Source organism: Tepidicaulis sp. (genome assembly GCF_965222285.1).
Classification (GTDB): Bacteria; Pseudomonadota; Alphaproteobacteria; order Parvibaculales; family Parvibaculaceae; genus Tepidicaulis.
This window is the reverse complement of record NZ_OZ244942.1, coordinates 3,325,531-3,341,620: the sequence shown is the minus strand read 5'-3', so window position 1 is coordinate 3,341,620 and position 16,090 is coordinate 3,325,531. Positions and strand designations below refer to the sequence as shown.

Sequence of the window (16,090 nt, the reverse complement as noted above, 5' to 3'; positions counted from 1 at the left end):
CAGCCACGAATGCGAGGGCAGTACAAGGCAAACAGCATCACCTTGCACGGTGCGGTCGCGATGGGCACGGGCGTGATGATCGGCGCAGGCATTTTTGCCCTGACCGGTCAGATCGCCGAATTGGCGGGACCCTGGTTTCCGCTGTCCTTCATCGCCGGAGCCATCGTGACCGCGCTCAGCGCCTACAGCTACATCAGGATGTCGAACGCCTGGCCCTCCTCGGGCGGAATCGCGATGATCCTGCAGAAGTGCTATGGGCGGGGAGCGGTCACCGCCGGTGCGGCGCTGCTGATGGCGCTCAGCATGGTCATCGCCGAAAGCCTGGTTGCGCGCACCTTCGCGACCTATGTGCTGCGACCGTTCGACATAACGGGCGGGCCGCTCGTGCCGATCCTCGCAGTTGCGGTGATCCTGTTCGCGTTCCTCGTCAACATTGCCGGCAACCGGTCGGTCGGGCTGTTCTCGCTGGTCATGGCCACGCTCAAGATCGGCGGCATCGCGCTCTTCGGGATTGCGGCGTTGTGGGCGAGCGGATTTTCCTTCGCCGCAGCGTCCGAGACAGGCCGGGACTTCACCGCGACCGGCTTCGTCGCTTCTGTGGCGCTGGCCATACTCGCCTTCAAGGGCTTCACCACGATCACCAACAGCGGCTCCGAGATCACCGAACCGAACCGCAACGTCGGCCGGGCCATCATGATCTCCATCGCGCTCTGCGTCGTCGTCTATCTGCTTGTGGCTTTCGGCGTCGGATCGAGCCTCACCATCGACCGGATCATCGCAGCGCGCGACTATTCGCTGGCCGAGGCCGCCGAGCCCGCCCTGGGCCAGGCGGGGTTCCTCTTGACCGTGCTTCTCGCGGCGGTGGCCACCGCTTCGGGACTGCTGGCCAGTGTCTTCGCGGTGTCGCGGATGCTGGCAATGCTCACCGACATGAAGCTGATCCCGCACAGCCATTTCGGCATGTCGGGTCCAATCCAGCGCCACACGCTGATCTACACTGTCGTCATCGCTTCGGCGCTGGCCGTATTCTTTGATCTGGGCCGCATCGCGTCGCTGGGCGCATTTTTCTACCTGATCATGGACATGACCATCCATTGGGGCGTGTTCCGGTACCGGCGGCAAGAGATCGGCGCCGCGGGCGCTGTGCTGCTGGCGGCGATTGGCTCCGACGCGGCGGTGCTCGCGGCCTTCACTGCGATGAAGCTGCAAAGCGATCCCGCCATCGTCCTCTACGCCGCGATCGCGATCGGCGCGGTATTCGGCTTCCTGCGGATCTACCTCGGTCAATGGACCGCAACGCGTGGCGTCGGCCACGCGGAGCATGGAGCCGGTAGATCATGACTTCGGCGCATTCAGCAGCGCGGGCGACCTACGCAGGGCTACATGCGCAAGAGGGGTTCGATTGATGTCACCCGGCGCGTGCATCCTGACGATCAACGGGGGCTCATCGAGCATCAAGTTCGCGGTGTACAGGATGGACGGCGACCAGCCCCGGAAGGGCCTGCGCGGCAAGATCGACCGCATCGGCCTGCAGGGAACCCATTTCACTTTCGATGACCCCACCCGGAAGCAGCAGGATGATCGCGGCATCGGTGAGCTCGATCATCGTTCGGCGACAGATTTCCTGCTCGACTGGCTTGCCGAGCAGATCGGTCTTTCGTCGATTGCGGCAGTAGGCCACCGCGTCGTAAACGGTGGCGCCAGGTATCGTGAACCGCATCAAATCACGCAGGAAGTTCTTCGGGAACTGCGCCGTGTCAGCGCCTATGCGCCGGAGCATCTGCCTTCCGAGATCAACATGATTGAATTGGTCGACGAGCGGATACCGGGTCTGCCACAGGTGGCATGTTTCGATACGGCATTTCATCGGGACATGCCTCGGGTCGCCAAGGCTCTGGCAATTCCCCGGCGTTTTGCGGCCAAGGGGGTCGAGCGCTACGGCTTTCATGGCCTGTCCTACGAGTTCCTCATGGAAGAGCTCGCGCGCCTGGCCGGCGCTGAGGCTGCGAAAGGGCGGGTGATCCTGTGTCATCTCGGAAATGGGTCGAGCCTCGCAGCGGTCCGCGACGGGAAGAGCGTTGATACCAGCATGGGCTTTACGCCCGCGGCGGGCTTGCCGATGAGCACTCGCTCCGGTGACCTGGATCCTGGGCTGGTCTGGTACCTGGCGCAAACCGAGCGAATGACCGCGCAGCAGTTTCACCAGATGGTGAATCAGGAATCCGGGTTGCTGGGTGTGTCGGAAACGAGCTCCGACCTACGGGATTTGCTGGGCCGCGAGGCGAGCGACGTTCGGGCTGCCGAAGCAGTTGAATTATTTTGCTACCAGGTGAGGAAGTGGATCGGTGCCTTTGCCGCCGCGCTTGGCGGACTGGACACGCTCGTCTTCTCGGGCGGCATCGGCGAGAACGCACCCGCGATCCGGGCACGCATCTGCGAGGGTCTCGGCTTTCTCGGCGTCCAACTTGACGAGAACCAGAACGCTGCCGGCGAGCCAGTCATCTCGGCCGATCTGGGCAACGTCCAGGTGCGCGTCATTCGCACCGACGAAGATGTAATCATCGCAAGGGCAGTTTTCGGAATGCTTTCCGGCGCCGAAACCGGCCAGCACGCCCATCTGGAGGAGTAGGACCATGAACAAGTCGCTTTCGTCCGACCTCATCCAGAAGATGGACGCCTACTGGCGAGCGGCCAACTATCTCTCGGTCGGCCAGATCTATCTTTATGATAATCCGTTGCTCAAAATTCCCTTGCGTCTCGAGCACGTGAAGCCCCGACTGCTTGGCCACTGGGGCACCACACCGGGACTGAATTTCATCTACGTGCATTTGAACCGCGTCATCAGCGAGCATGACTTGAACGTGATCTATGTCGCCGGCCCCGGGCACGGCGGCCCGGGCCTGGTGGCCAACACCTATCTCGAGGGAACCTATAGCGAGGTCTACCCGGACATCTCGCAGGACGAACAGGGGATGAAAAAGCTGTTCACGCAGTTTTCCTTTCCCGGCGGCATCCCGAGTCATGTCGCGCCGGAAACCCCGGGCTCCATCAATGAGGGCGGTGAACTCGGCTATTGCCTGTCACATGCCTACGGCGCGGCCTTCGACAATCCCGACCTTCTCGTCACCTGCGTCGTGGGCGATGGCGAGGCTGAAACGGCTCCACTCGCCACCAGCTGGCACTCGAACAAGTTCCTCAATCCGGTGCACGACGGAGCGGTCCTGCCAATCCTGCATCTGAACGGCTACAAGATTGCGGGTCCCACGGTGCTCGCCCGCATTCCCCGTGACGAGCTCGACTCCCTGTTTCGCGGCTACGGCTATACGCCACACTTCGTCGAGGGCGACGACCCGGTGGAGATGCATCAGCTCATGGCTGCGACGCTCGATACCGTGGTCGAGAGCATCCGCCATATCCAGCACGACGCCCGCGCCAACGGGTTCAAGCAGCGTCCGCTCTGGCCCATGATCATCCTGCGCTCGCCGAAGGGCTGGACGGGCCCGAAGGAGGTTGACGGCAAACAGACCGAGGGCACGTTTCGCTCGCACCAGGTGCCGATGGGTGACATGAACCACCCGGGACATGTCAGGATTCTGGAAGAGTGGCTTGAGAGTTATCGTCCCCGCGAACTCTTCGACGAGACCGGCAGGCTACGTCCCGAGCTCGCGGAACTGGCCCCGAGCGGCACGCGCCGCATGGGCGCCAACCCGCACGCTAATGGCGGTCTCCTGTTGCGCGACCTGCACCTGCCCGATTTCCGCGACTACGCGGTGACAATACCGAAGCCGGGCCGCGTGAGTGCCGAGGCCACACGGATCCAGGGCGAATTGATCCGCGATGTGGTGAGGCTGAATCCCGAGACTTTCCGGGTCTTCAGCCCGGACGAAACCGCGTCGAACCGCTGGGGTGCGGTGTTCGAGGTGACGAACCGGTGCTCGACCGCGGAAATCATTCCAGGCGATGACCACGTCGCCCCGGACGGCCGGGTGATGGAAGTGTTGAGTGAGCACCAATGCGAAGGTTGGCTTGAAGGTTATCTGCTCACAGGCCGCCATGGCTTTTTCTCATGCTACGAAGCCTTCATCCACATCATCGATTCGATGTTCAATCAGCACGCCAAATGGCTCGATGTTGCAAACCATGTTCCATGGCGACGGCCGATTGCATCTCTGAACTACCTGCTTTCGTCTCACGTATGGCGGCAGGACCACAACGGTTTCAGCCATCAAGACCCCGGCTTCATTGACCATGTCATGAGCAAGAAGGCCGAGGTTATCCGGGTCTATCTTCCGCCCGACGCCAATACCTTGCTCTCCGTGACGGATCACTGCCTGCGCAGCCGCAATTACGTGAACGTCATTGTCGCCGGCAAGCAGCCGTCGCCGCAATGGCTCGATATGGACGCAGCCATCAAGCACTGCACCGCCGGGCTGGGCATCTGGGAGTGGGCCAGCAACGACGAAGGCAGCGAGCCTGACGTGGTGATGGCCTGTGCCGGGGATGTGCCGACCATGGAGACGCTGGCTGCGGTGGAGTTGCTGCGACAGCATTTTCCTGCCCTCAAGATCCGGGTCATCAACGTGGTCGATCTGATGACGTTGCAGTCGCAGAGCCAGCATCCGCACGGGATCAGCGACGAGGGATTTGATGCCCTGTTCACCAGGGACAAACCCATCATCTTTGCCTACCACGGGTACCCCTTGTTGATTCACAAGCTGACGTATCGTCGGACCAACCATCACAATCTGCACGTTCACGGGTTCAAGGAAGAGGGAACGACCACGACACCTTTCGACATGGTCGTGCTCAACGAACTGGACCGGTTCCATCTGGCCAGGGCCGTCATTGACCGGGTGCCGGGATTGGGTCCGGGCGCCACCAATTTCGAACAGCTCATCGAAAGCAAACTCATCGATCACCAGCGCTACATCCGGCAACACGGCGAGGACATGCCGGAGATCCGCAATTGGAAATGGGGAGCGAACGAAGGGTGACCTGGAATTTTACGGGCGGCACTAGTGGTTCGTTTCAGACGGAAGAGTCCGGCCAAAAGCGCGCATTTCCAAGCTTCAATGGCCGCTTCAAGGGTTCCATCCGTCTGAATCCATCCACTAGGGGCTCCCTGTATAAACTGAAAGAGTATTGACATGCGGCTGATACTGCCTTTGCCCGGCAACGAAACCTTCGCCCGTCATCTTGCTGAAGCCGGAGGATGGGAGCTTGGGCACATCGAAATCCGGCGTTTCCCCGATGACGAGAGTTATGTCCGCATTCTTTCGGATGTCGCCGATCGGCCGGTGGATTTGGTCTGCACGCTTGCACGGCCGGACGATGGCTTCCTCCGCCTTGCATTCGCCGCCGACGCCGCCCGCGCGCTTGGCGCGAATGAGGTGACGCTGATCGCGCCCTACCTCTCTTATATGCGACAGGACCGACGCTTCCAACCGGGCGAGGCTATAACGTCGAAGACCTTCGCGCGGGTTCTGTCCTCGACCTTCGACCGGCTGGTGACAGTCGACCCCCACCTGCACCGGTATCCTGCGCTCTCCGCGCTCTACACGATCCCGACCCATACCCTACACGCGGCACCTTTGCTGGCAGACTGGATCGCCGCGGAGGTCGACCAACCGCTGATCATCGGCCCGGATGAGGAGAGCGAACAGTGGGTGTCGGCAATTGCCCAGCGCATCAGCGCTCCCTATGCCGTCCTGCGCAAGATCCGGCACGGCGACCGCAACGTCGATGTCGAACTTCCCGACCTCTCGGAATGGACGGCCCACTGTCCGGTCCTCGTCGACGATATCGCCTCGTCCGGGCAAACGCTTATCGAAGCGGCAAAGAAGCTGCCGCTCCAGGGCTTCCGGAGACCTGTCTGCGCGGTTGTCCACGGTGTATTCGCTGAAGATTCCTATGCGCGCCTGAGGGTGCTCACCGACAGAATAGTTTCCAGCGACTCCATTCCACATGAGAGCAACGCCATTCGGCTTGCGCCGCTGATCGCTGCGATGATCGCGTCCGCCAAGGAGGCTCCGGACGACAAAATTCGGCACCGTCGTCCGCCCGAACCTTACGACGAGGTCGAACAGGCAGGCATGGATTCGTTTCCCGCCAGCGATGCGCCGCCCTGTACAGGCGGCGTCGAATGAGCGGCGAACTCCGACAGTTGGCGACCAGGCACATGAATTCGACCAGGAGGCAGTCATGCTAAAATTCACATCCCTCGGCGGCGCTGGCACTGTCACCGGTTCGAAACATCTCCTCGACCACGACGGCAAGCGGATTCTGATCGACTGCGGCTTGTTCCAAGGCCTAAAGAACCTGCGCGAGTTGAATTGGCAGCCACTGCCGATAGCCCCTTCGAGTATTAATGCCGTCGTTCTGACCCATGCGCATCTCGACCATTCGGGTTATTTACCCAAACTTGTGAAGGACGGATTCCACGGTGAAATTTTCGCGACGGACGCGACCCGCGACGTTGCAGAGCTGATCCTCAAGGACAGCGGTTACCTCCAGGAGAAAGATGCCGAATACGCGAACCGGAAGGGGTTCTCCAAGCACAAGCCCGCCCTGCCGCTCTACGGTCTTCACGATGCGGAACACGCCCTCGAACGCTTCTCGTCAATTCCGTTCGACAAGGCTGTTCAGCTTCCCGCCGGGGCGACCCTGATGTTCAGGCATGCCGGCCACATCCTGGGTGCTGCCACCGCCGATATCGTATGGGGCGGCAAACGGATCATATTTTCGGGTGATCTCGGCCGCTATGGCGATCCCGTCATGCCTGATCCGGTTCCTGTCCCGGAGGCCGACTATATCGTTATTGAATCCACTTACGGCAACCGCATCCATGAAACGGGCGATCCAACCGAGATGCTGAGTTCCGTCATCGAGCGCACGGTTCAGCGCGGCGGGACCGTGGTGATTCCGGCATTCGCCGTTGGCCGGGCGCAGTCGCTGCTCTATCACCTCTGGCAATTGAAGCAGGCTGGTCGCCTGGCATCCATCCCGATTTTCCTCGACAGTCCGATGGCGATCAGCGCCACGGACCTGCTCCACGCCCATCGCGAGGATCATCGCCTTTCACCGGAGGATTGCGACACGGTCTGCGGCCTCGCCACCTACACGAGGGACGTCGAAGGATCCAAGGCAATTACCGCGAGCCCCTATCCCAAGGTGGTGATCTCTGCCAGTGGCATGGCAACCGGTGGCCGCATTCTCCACCATCTCAAGGCCTTTGCACCCGATCAGAAGAACACCATTCTGTTCTCGGGCTTTCAGGCTGCTGGAACCCGTGGACGGGCCATGCTGCAGGGCGCCCGCGAGATCAAGATCCACGGACAGTGGATACCGGTCAAGGCAGAGATCGCCGATCTGCCCGCACTCTCGGCGCACGCAGACTCTGATGAGTTGATGCGCTGGCTTTCCGGCTTCAATCATGCGCCGGCCCGCACCTTCATCGTTCATGGTGAGGCCGAAGCTGCCGAGGCACTGCGCGTCCGCATCGGCAAGGACCTCGGATGGAATGCGACCGTTCCCCGCCAGGATCAGGCGTTCGACCTATGAACCAAGGTGACGCCGAACTCCCCGCTACACCGAAGCTTCGCGCCACCCGCTTTCGCCTGCACACACAGCACCAGGCGGTGGTCATCATGCGGACCGACTGCCATGTCTGCCGCGCGGAAGGTCTGGCGTCCAGGTCGCAGGTGGTGGTTTCGTCTGGCGGTCGGGAGGTGCAGGCGACCCTGTTCCAGGTCGAGGGGGACGATCTGCTCGCCATCGATCAGATTGCCCTCACAGAAACAGCGTGGCAGATCTTGTGCGTCGAAGAAGGCACGGAAGTCACCGTCACGCATGCGCCAGCACTCGAATCCCTCGCCAGTGTCCGCCGCCGGATCTACGGGAACCGGCTCGACGCGCGTGCCGTTGGGTCGATCGTCAGGGACGTCGCGGCACGCCGCTACACTGATGTGCATCTGGCGGCCTTCCTGACGGCGAGCGCGGCTCTTCCTCTCGACGAGCAGGAGACCGTCGATCTGACCGGCGCCATGGTCGAGGTCGGCGAGCGCTTGCGATGGGATTCCCTGATCGTAGTCGACAAGCATTGCATCGGCGGGCTCCCTGGCAACCGTACCACCCCGATCGTCGTCGCGATTGTTGCTGCGCAAGGGCTCGTCATCCCCAAGACCTCGTCGCGCGCAATCACATCGCCTGCAGGTACTGCGGATACCATGGAGACACTTGCTCCGGTTGACCTTGATATCGCAACGCTCCGACGCGTCGTGGAAGCCGAGGGCGGCTGCATCGCCTGGGGCGGGGCGATGCATCTGAGCCCCGCCGACGATATTTTCGTCCGCATAGAGCGTGAGCTCGATGTCGATACCGAGGGACAACTCATCGCGTCTGTCCTGTCGAAGAAGATTGCAGCCGGCTCGACGCACGTCGTCATCGATATCCCGGTCGGACCTACCGCCAAGGTCCGCAGCGAGGCGTCGGCGCGTCACCTCGCGGAACGGATCAACTCCGTTTCAGCGCGTTTCGGACTCTCGGCCACTTGCATCCTGACCGACGGGTCGCAACCGGTCGGTCGCGGAATTGGCCCGGCCCTGGAAGCGCTCGATGTCCTCGCGGTTCTCCGTGGTGCGCCCGATGCACCGGATGACCTGCGCCGACGCGCAACGGCATTGGCTGGCGCCGCCCTGGAGATTGGCGGGAAGGCCGCCAAGGGGGAAGGAGCAGCTGATGCGCTTGCGATCCTTGCGGACGGGCGAGCCTGGCAGAAGTTCCAGGCCATCTGCGCGGCGCAAGGAGGTATGCGCACGCCGCCGCGGGCGTCCCACGTTCATCCGCTGATCGCACCGCGTGCCGGTCGCATCGTTCATATCAACAATCGCAAGCTCGCAAGGCTCGCCAAGCTCGCCGGCGCGCCGGAAGCCAAGGCAGCGGGCGTCTACTTGAACGTGAGCCTCGGCCAAGAGATCGACAATGGCCAAGCGCTGCTCGACATCCACGCGGAAACCGCGGGCGAACTGGCCTATGCGCTGGAATACGCGCAAAGGAGTCCGGACATCATCGAAGTTGAGCTTTCGTCGTAATGGTCGCTGTCGAGCTTGGATGGCTGAACGCTCTGCGACGCTACCTGATCGCCATGGCGATTGGGAATCTGATCTGGGAGTTCGCCCATATGCCGCTTTACACGCTGTGGGAAACCGGCACTCCGCGCGAAATAGCTTTCGCTGCACTTCACTGCACCGGGGGCGATGTCCTGATCGCGACGAGCGCGCTCCTGGCCGCGCTGGTGCTGTTCGGAAGCAGCCAGTGGCCGGAGGCAAACTATCGTCGTGTGGGGCTAGCCACCGTCCTGACAGGTCTCTGCTACACCGTATTCAGCGAATGGCTCAATATCGAGGTCCGGGAAGCCTGGGCCTATAGTGACCTGATGCCGGTCATCCCCGTGATCGGTGCCGGCCTCTCTCCCATCGCGCAATGGATCGTCCTGCCGATCATCGCTCTCTGGTGGGCGGAGCCTCGGAAAGTTCTCTCGTGACTCCTTCGGGCTTGCGAGTGTACGGGCAGCCGCCTACACGGGGTCGCGGCGTCCCGCAAGCGCAGCATGTGGATGGTGTTGATTGCCGCTGAGATCTGACCCGGTATTTTCACCGAGAATTGACCCGCCTCGTGGATATGATTTGGGTTTGGTTAGATGGTCAAGTCGGTGCTTTCTCCTTTTTTGGTTTTTGCGGCCTGGGCCGAGCTGTTCCTGAAGCGGAAGCTGTCGTTTCCGGTTTCGAGAATGTGGCAGTGATGGGTGAGCCGATCGAGCAGCGCGGTTGTCATTTTGGCGTCGCCAAACACGCTGGCCCATTCGGCAAAGCTGAGATTGGTGGTGATGATGACACTGGTGCGCTCGTAGAGTTTGCTCAGCAGATGGAATAGCAATGCCCCTCCTGATGCGCTGAAGGGCAGGTATCCAAGCTCGTCGAGGATGACCAGATCGGAATGGACAAGCCGGTTGGCAATCTGTCCGGCCTTGCCCTGAGCCTTTTCCTGTTCCAACGCATTGACCAGTTCCACGGTCGAGAAGAAGCGCACTCTCTTGCGGTGATGCTCGATGGCCCGGATGCCCAGCGCTGTGGCGATATGGGTTTTGCCGGTTCCCGGCCCGCCCACCAACACCACGTTGTCGGTCTTGTCGATGAAAGCCCCTGAATGAAGCTGGCGCACCAGGGCCTCATTGATCTCACTGCTGGCAAAATCGAAGCCGGCCAGGTCCTTGTAGGTTGGAAACCGTGCCACCTTGAGCTGATAGGCAATCGATCTTGTCTCCCGTTCGGCCATCTCGGCCTTGAGCAACTGGGAGAGAACCGGAACGGCTGCCTGGACGGCCGGAGACCCCTGTTCGGTGAGCTCGCTGATCGCTTGGGCCATGCCTGTCATCTTGAGGCTTTTGAGCATGATGACCAGAGCTGCGCTTGCCGGATCATGACGCATGGCGCACCTCCTTGTCCGCACGCAGGGTATCGTAGCGTTCCACATTGGCCTGCGGTTCCTTGCCCAGGACAAGGGCTTGTGGTGCCTCGACGGGCGCGATCGCGGTCGATTTGCCATCGACCAGTCTGTGCAGCAGGTTCAGAATATGGGTCTTGGTGGGCACCCCGGTCTCAAGGGCCATCTCGACCGCGGCGAGCACGGCCTGTTCATCATGGTGGAGAACCAGGGCCAGGATATCGACCATCTCGCGATCGCCACCGGGTTTGCTCAGAAGATGGCGCTGCAACTGCCGGAATCCATCGGGCATGTCGGCAAAGGGTGCACCATTGCGCAGGGCACCGGGCTTTCGCTGGACCACGGCTAGGTAATGGCGCCAGTCATAAACAGTATGCCCGGTTCCATGATGGCGGTCGATGATCCGTAAGTGCTCACAGATCGTCTGTCCTTCGGCGACAACGACGATGCGCGCCGGATAGACTCTGACGCTGACCGGCCTGTTGGCGAAAGAGGCCGGCACGCTGTAGCGATTGCGTTCCAGGTGGATCAGGCACGTTGGGGAAACACGCTTGGTGTGTTCGACAAACCCGTCAAAGGGCCTTGGCACAGCCATCAGGAACTGGGTCTCGACCCGCCAGGCATCAGCAATGGTGCCCGGTTCAACGCCGTGAGAGGTCTCCTCCCACAAGCTCTTGCACCGATGCTCGAGCCAGATATTCAACTCCTCAAGCGAGTTCGCGTGCGGAATGGGCTGGAAAAGCCGGTGCCGGGCATCTTGCACGTTCTTTTCCACCAACCCCTTCTCCCAGCCGGCGGCCGGATTGCAGAACTCGGGCTCGAACACAAAGTGACTGGCCATGGCCGAGAACCGGGCATTGACCTGCCGGGCCTTGCCACGGCCAACCTTGTCCACGGCCGTGCGCATATTGTCGTAGATGCCGCGCCGGGGCACGCCGCCCAGCACGCGGAAGGCATGATTGTGGGCGTCGAACAGCATCTCGTGGGTCTGGAGCAGATAGGCCCTTACCACAAAGGCCCGGCTGTAGCAGAGCTTGGTATGGGCCGCTTGCAGCTTGACCCGCTCGCCCCCGATCAGCGCCCAGTCCTCACTCCAATCGAACTGGAAAGCTTCTCCAGGCTCAAAGGCCAGGGGAACGAACACGCCGCGGCCGGTGGTGTTCTGCTGGCGCTGGAGATCCTCTTTCCAGCGCCGGGCAAAAACCGCCACCCGACCATAGGAACCTTTAAAGCCAAGGCTGACCAGATCGGCATGGATCTGCTTGACTGTGCGCCGCTGCTTGCGCGGTTTGCGGCTCTCAGCCTTCAGCCAGCCCGATAGCTTCTCGGCAAAAGGATCGATCTTGCTCGGCCGCTCGGGCACTTTGAACTTCGGCTCAACCGTATCGGACCGAAGATATTTGCGAATGGTATTCCGGGACAGACCCGTGCGCCGTGCTATCTCCCGGATCGAAAAACCATCCCGGAAATGCCAGCGCCGGATAACGCTCAAAAACGCCATGTCCAACACTCCTCAATCTCCTGCCCAAAACGAGCAGGATAGCGTTCAAACATGGGTCAAATCTCAGTGGAAAAATCCCCCAATACCGGGTCAGATCTCAGCGGCAATCAACAGTATAAGCACACCAAACGCGGAACCCGCGACCTCTAGTGTAAAACGAACCACTGAAAATCAGAACCAGAAGCGAACCCCTGTCACCAGCGACACAGCATCAACATCCTCGCCGCTAGCGCGGGCTATATCCGCCGTCTCGCCCACGGCGCTCTCCCAGGAGACACCTATATATGGGGCGAACTCCCTCACCACCTCATATCGAAGACGCAGTCCCGTCTCCACGGTGCTTAACCCCGACCCGATACCAAGCTCGGGTACATCCTGAACCGCAAAATCGAACTCCGCGCGTGGCTGCAGGATCAGCCGCTGCGTGAGCAACAACTCATACTCCGCCTCGAAACGGGCCGAGAGGTCGCCGTCCTCACTCAGGAACGCGGCCCCGTCCACCTCGAACCAGTAAGGCGCAAGCCCCTGCACCCCCAGAACGGCGAAGCTGCGCGAGGGATGAGGGCGAAAATCGTGACGCACCCCCGCCTGCACATCGAAATAAGACGAAATGGTGCGCGTGTAGAGCGCCTGCACCTCGACACCTTCGGCCTGATCTTTGTCCAGAAGATATTCGCCTTCCGTCTTGACCGTGACCTTGTTGATGTCGCCTCCGAGCCAGCCCTGCATGTCCCAGAGGAGCACTGGTTCGCCCTCATTGCTGCGGTATTCCAGCCGGTCGCCCATAAGCATGAAGTTGGTCTGCCCTCCCGTCTCGTGTTTCAGCGCACGGCGGGCAGCCGCCATTTCTTCCGCGTCATAGTGTTCGTCTGCGGCGCTGTAGCCGAATTCATCTTCCGCCGCGAATGCCGGACCGGCCACAAGCACACCGAACACCGCCAGCCCGGACATTAGAGTTACCGTTTTCATTGAGACGCCTCCGCCATGTCTTTACGTACCGAAACCACCTGAAACATGCCCGCATGCATGTGATAGAGGAGATGGCAGTGAAAGGCCCAGTCGCCCTCTTCATCCGCCGTCACGTCGAAAGACATCTTCTCGCCGGGCTTGACCACGATGGTGTGTTTGCGCGGCTTGTGATCCCCCGCGCCCGTCACCAGCTCGAAGAACATGCCGTGCAGGTGAATGGGATGCGGCATCATCGTGTCGTTGACCATTGTCAGGCGCAAACGTTCGCCATAGTGAAAAATGATGGGCTCCGTCACCTCCGAAAACTTCTTGCCATCGAACGACCACATATAACGTTCCATGTTTCCGGTCAGATGCAGCTCTATCTCCCGGCCCGGCGCGCGCGTATCCGGATTGGGTGCCAAGCTTTCAAGATCCGTGTAAACGAGAACCCGGTGCGTCACATCTTCAAGGCCAATGCCCGGTTCGCCCAGCCGGTTTTGCGGCTGCATCGCTGTGTTGGCAATGCCGGGTCCGGTAGGGTGGTTGTGCGTCTCCATCGCGCCCATGCCCTCCATGCCGTCCTTTTGCATGGCTCCGGCCGGGGCGCTTCCATGGCCCATCGCCCCATGATCCATGGCGCCGTGCCCCATGGCGGAATGATCCATGGACCCGTGGTCCATTTCACCGCTCTTCTGACCGGCCGGTTCGCCTTGGTCCATCGCGGCATGATCCATACCGCCATGACTCATTCCATGTCCGGCCATGCCCATGTCCTTCATGGTCAAGAGCGGTCTGGGCCGCAGCGGCGGCACCTCCGCTTCCATGCCCGGACGCGGCGCCAGCGTCGCCCGCCCGTAACCGGACCGGTCGATGGATTCGCACATCAGCGTGTAAGCCTGGTCCTTGCGGGGCGTGACGACCACATCATAGGTTTCGGCCACGCCGATCTGAAACTCGTCCCGCTCCACCGGACGCACATTCTGCCCGTCCGCCTGCACAATGCTCATCGGCAGGCCCGGAATGCGCACATTGAATATCGACATGGCCGAGGCATTGACGAAACGCAGCCGCACCCGCTCGCCCGGCTCGAACAGCGCTGTCCAGTTATCGCCCGGCCCATGCCCGTTAACGAGGAACGTATAGGTAGCCCCCGTCACGTCGGCGATGTCGGTCGGGCTCATGCGCATGTCGCCCCACATCAGACGCTCCTCGACGGTCCCGCCAAGCCCCATCCGGGAAACGTCACGCATGAAATCACCGGCGGTGCGTTCTTGGAAATTATAGGTGTCCGACATCTTCTTCAGCTTGGCAAAGACCCGGTGCGGCCCCTCGAATGTGTAGTCCGACAGCACCACCACATATTCCCGGTCATAGCCCACCGGATCGCTGCCGGCCGGGTCCACGACAAGCGGCCCATAATGGCCGAGCTGCTCCTGCAACCCCGAATGGCTGTGATACCAGTAGGTGCCAGACTGGCGCACCGGGAATGTGTATTCGAATGTTTCCCCCGCATTGATGCCGGGGAACGTCACGCCCGGCACACCGTCCATCTGGAAGGGCACCAGCATGCCATGCCAATGAATGGACGTATCCTCGTCCAGGTGATTGGTCACGCGCATGGTGACCTGCTCGCCTTCTTTCCAGCGCAAGAGAGGCGCGGGCAAGGTGCCGTTGACCGTGATCGCCTCACCGGTGCGCCCGTCTATTCTGATGACGCTGCGGGCAATATCCAGATCGAACCGGTTGCCGGAAAGAGCGGTGATGCCTGCCTCGGACAGGGAACGTGGTGAACGCGCCCAGGCAGGCAGGAGGCCGGAGGCGACAAGCATGGCCGCGCCTGATGAAAACGACTTCAGGAGGTGACGCCGTGTCAGCATGTTCAGTGCTCCTTGTGAGAGTGGGGTGAATGGGTGTGCGCCGCCGGATAGGCGTAATGATCGGCGCCATAAAGCATGCGCCCGCCCAGATAGCCGTTGAGACCGGCAAGGACGGCCAGGACGAAAAGTCCGGTTCGGTAAAGGCCTGGCCCGGATTGCTCACGCCAGTGCTGCTCGCCAAGCCAGAGAACAGCAAGCGCGAGGATGGCAACGGCCGTGCCGTTCCAGCGGTGAAAGGCAAGAAGCGGCCCGTCGCTGCTCACGGAGAATCCGGCGAAGAACCAGCCCAGGACCACCGTGCCCACGGCGGAGACGGTCCCTGCCCAAAGCATGAAACGCGCCGCATTGGGCAAAAGGGCGGCCCGGTAACGGAATCGCAACGCCTCGGCCAGCGCCGCGCCCATCAACAACCCGATCGGAAAGTTCGTGGCCGCAGGATGAAGCTTGCCGATCCAGCTTAGAAAACGCTCGAAGCCGGTATCGGCCCAGCCTGCATGGGCGCTGTGATCGTGCCCGCCTTCGTCCTGCATCGGTGCAGGCGAACCGGCCTTGGCGTTTGCGAACGCTTGCGCGCCGTGTCGGTCTTGCGCCGGTACGGGCATATCCGCCTGACCAGATGGCCTCTCATGTACTTCGTCACCATGCGCATAGGCGCTGCCCGTCATGGCGAGCACCAGAAATAGGCCCGCCGTGACGGCAAAAATGGAGAATCTGTGAATCATTTCATCTCTTCCGTTTTGAATGAGCAACATGCCGCCTCAAGAAGGCAGCCCTCAATCAAACAAAAGAGCTAAATCAAAAGAAGATTGTGCAGGCCGACCGGCGTTGCCCCAACAAGGGGTGGCCCGGTTTGCACCATAGCTGGCATGTGCTGCCAGAGCAGCGAGGACGGCCAGGCAACCGGCACAGCGCGCGCAGCAAGGCTCGGTGACATTTCAAACGGGGAAAAAGCCCTTGCCGCTGTCAGCGCGCTCGCACGCAACTCTGTAGAGTTGCAGCATTTGACCAGCTCGTGGCCATCTTCCTGTGCGTTTGCGGCCTCGTGTCCGTGGAAAGCAGGTGCCACCGCATCATAAGCACGCTCCTGATGCGCGTGACCGGACATAACGTGTCCTGCCAGCGCCGCATGGGCTGCGCCGCCGAGAGGAAAACATGCACCAAAGGCGCCCGTGCCCCAAACAAGGGCCAGCATAAATACTGCCATAAAGCTGACGGCCGGGTTTCTACGTGCCATATTCCGCTCACTTAAACTTAACCTTTT

The 16,090-nt window shown here is 61.3% G+C and carries 13 protein-coding genes; 7 read left to right on the top strand and 6 right to left on the bottom strand.

Annotation, left to right across the window (positions count from 1 at the left end; genetic code table 11):
• The first annotated feature begins 9 nt into the window (after nucleotides 1-9).
• From ACOQOT_RS15995 to ACOQOT_RS15965, 7 genes are all read left to right on the top strand, one after another.
• Nucleotides 10-1,341 carry an APC family permease gene (locus tag ACOQOT_RS15995; protein ID WP_420560157.1) on the top strand — a complete coding sequence of 444 codons (1,332 nt, stop codon included), beginning with the start codon at nucleotides 10-12 and terminating at the stop codon, nucleotides 1,339-1,341.
• Nucleotides 1,342-1,405: 64 nt separating this feature from the next.
• Nucleotides 1,406-2,629, top strand: a complete 1,224-nt coding sequence (locus tag ACOQOT_RS15990; RefSeq protein WP_420560156.1) for an acetate/propionate family kinase — start codon at nucleotides 1,406-1,408, stop codon at nucleotides 2,627-2,629.
• Between the two features lie 4 nt (nucleotides 2,630-2,633).
• Nucleotides 2,634-4,994 (top strand): phosphoketolase, encoded by a 2,361-nt coding sequence (locus ACOQOT_RS15985; protein WP_420560155.1) that lies wholly within the window; start codon nucleotides 2,634-2,636, stop codon nucleotides 4,992-4,994.
• Between the two features lie 153 nt (nucleotides 4,995-5,147).
• The gene (locus ACOQOT_RS15980) at nucleotides 5,148-6,146 is read left to right on the top strand and encodes a ribose-phosphate pyrophosphokinase (protein WP_420560154.1); all 999 of its coding nucleotides are present in this window, start codon (nucleotides 5,148-5,150) and stop codon (nucleotides 6,144-6,146) included.
• A 55-nt stretch (nucleotides 6,147-6,201) separates the two neighbouring features.
• The gene (locus tag ACOQOT_RS15975; RefSeq protein ID WP_420560153.1) at nucleotides 6,202-7,560 is read left to right on the top strand and encodes an MBL fold metallo-hydrolase RNA specificity domain-containing protein; all 1,359 of its coding nucleotides are present in this window, start codon (nucleotides 6,202-6,204) and stop codon (nucleotides 7,558-7,560) included.
• Nucleotides 7,557-9,089, top strand: a complete 1,533-nt coding sequence (locus tag ACOQOT_RS15970) for a thymidine phosphorylase family protein (RefSeq protein ID WP_420560152.1) — start codon at nucleotides 7,557-7,559, stop codon at nucleotides 9,087-9,089. Before ACOQOT_RS15975 ends, ACOQOT_RS15970 begins: the two co-directional genes overlap by 4 nt.
• On the top strand, nucleotides 9,089-9,541 hold the full coding sequence (locus ACOQOT_RS15965; RefSeq protein ID WP_420560151.1) for a hypothetical protein: 453 nt from the start codon (nucleotides 9,089-9,091) through the stop codon (nucleotides 9,539-9,541). The genes ACOQOT_RS15970 and ACOQOT_RS15965 overlap by 1 nt, the downstream gene beginning before the upstream one ends.
• Before the next feature lie 152 nt (nucleotides 9,542-9,693).
• Here the strand turns inward: ACOQOT_RS15965 and istB are convergent, their stop codons facing one another.
• The 6 genes from istB to ACOQOT_RS15935 all read right to left on the bottom strand — a co-directional run bounded on the left by istB (nucleotide 9,694) and on the right by ACOQOT_RS15935 (nucleotide 16,063).
• Nucleotides 9,694-10,485: an IS21-like element helper ATPase IstB gene (istB, locus tag ACOQOT_RS15960; protein ID WP_121881981.1), complete on the bottom strand. Its 792-nt coding sequence runs from the start codon at nucleotides 10,483-10,485 to the stop codon at nucleotides 9,694-9,696.
• Nucleotides 10,475-12,001 (bottom strand): IS21 family transposase, encoded by a 1,527-nt coding sequence (istA, locus tag ACOQOT_RS15955; protein WP_420559161.1) that lies wholly within the window; start codon nucleotides 11,999-12,001, stop codon nucleotides 10,475-10,477. Before istA ends, istB begins: the two co-directional genes overlap by 11 nt.
• 171 nt (nucleotides 12,002-12,172) lie before the next feature.
• Nucleotides 12,173-12,970, bottom strand: coding sequence for a copper resistance protein B (locus tag ACOQOT_RS15950; RefSeq protein ID WP_121881977.1), 798 nt, complete (start codon nucleotides 12,968-12,970; stop codon nucleotides 12,173-12,175).
• Complete coding sequence (locus ACOQOT_RS15945; RefSeq protein WP_121881975.1) at nucleotides 12,967-14,829, bottom strand: copper resistance system multicopper oxidase; 1,863 nt, start codon at nucleotides 14,827-14,829, stop codon at nucleotides 12,967-12,969. Before ACOQOT_RS15945 ends, ACOQOT_RS15950 begins: the two co-directional genes overlap by 4 nt.
• 2 nt (nucleotides 14,830-14,831) lie before the next feature.
• Nucleotides 14,832-15,551, bottom strand: coding sequence for a DUF2231 domain-containing protein (locus ACOQOT_RS15940; RefSeq protein WP_147446353.1), 720 nt, complete (start codon nucleotides 15,549-15,551; stop codon nucleotides 14,832-14,834).
• Nucleotides 15,552-15,619: 68 nt separating this feature from the next.
• A complete protein-coding gene (locus tag ACOQOT_RS15935) occupies nucleotides 15,620-16,063 on the bottom strand; it encodes a hypothetical protein (RefSeq protein WP_121881971.1) in 444 nt (147 codons plus the stop codon).
• Nucleotides 16,064-16,090: the final 27 nt, after the last annotated feature.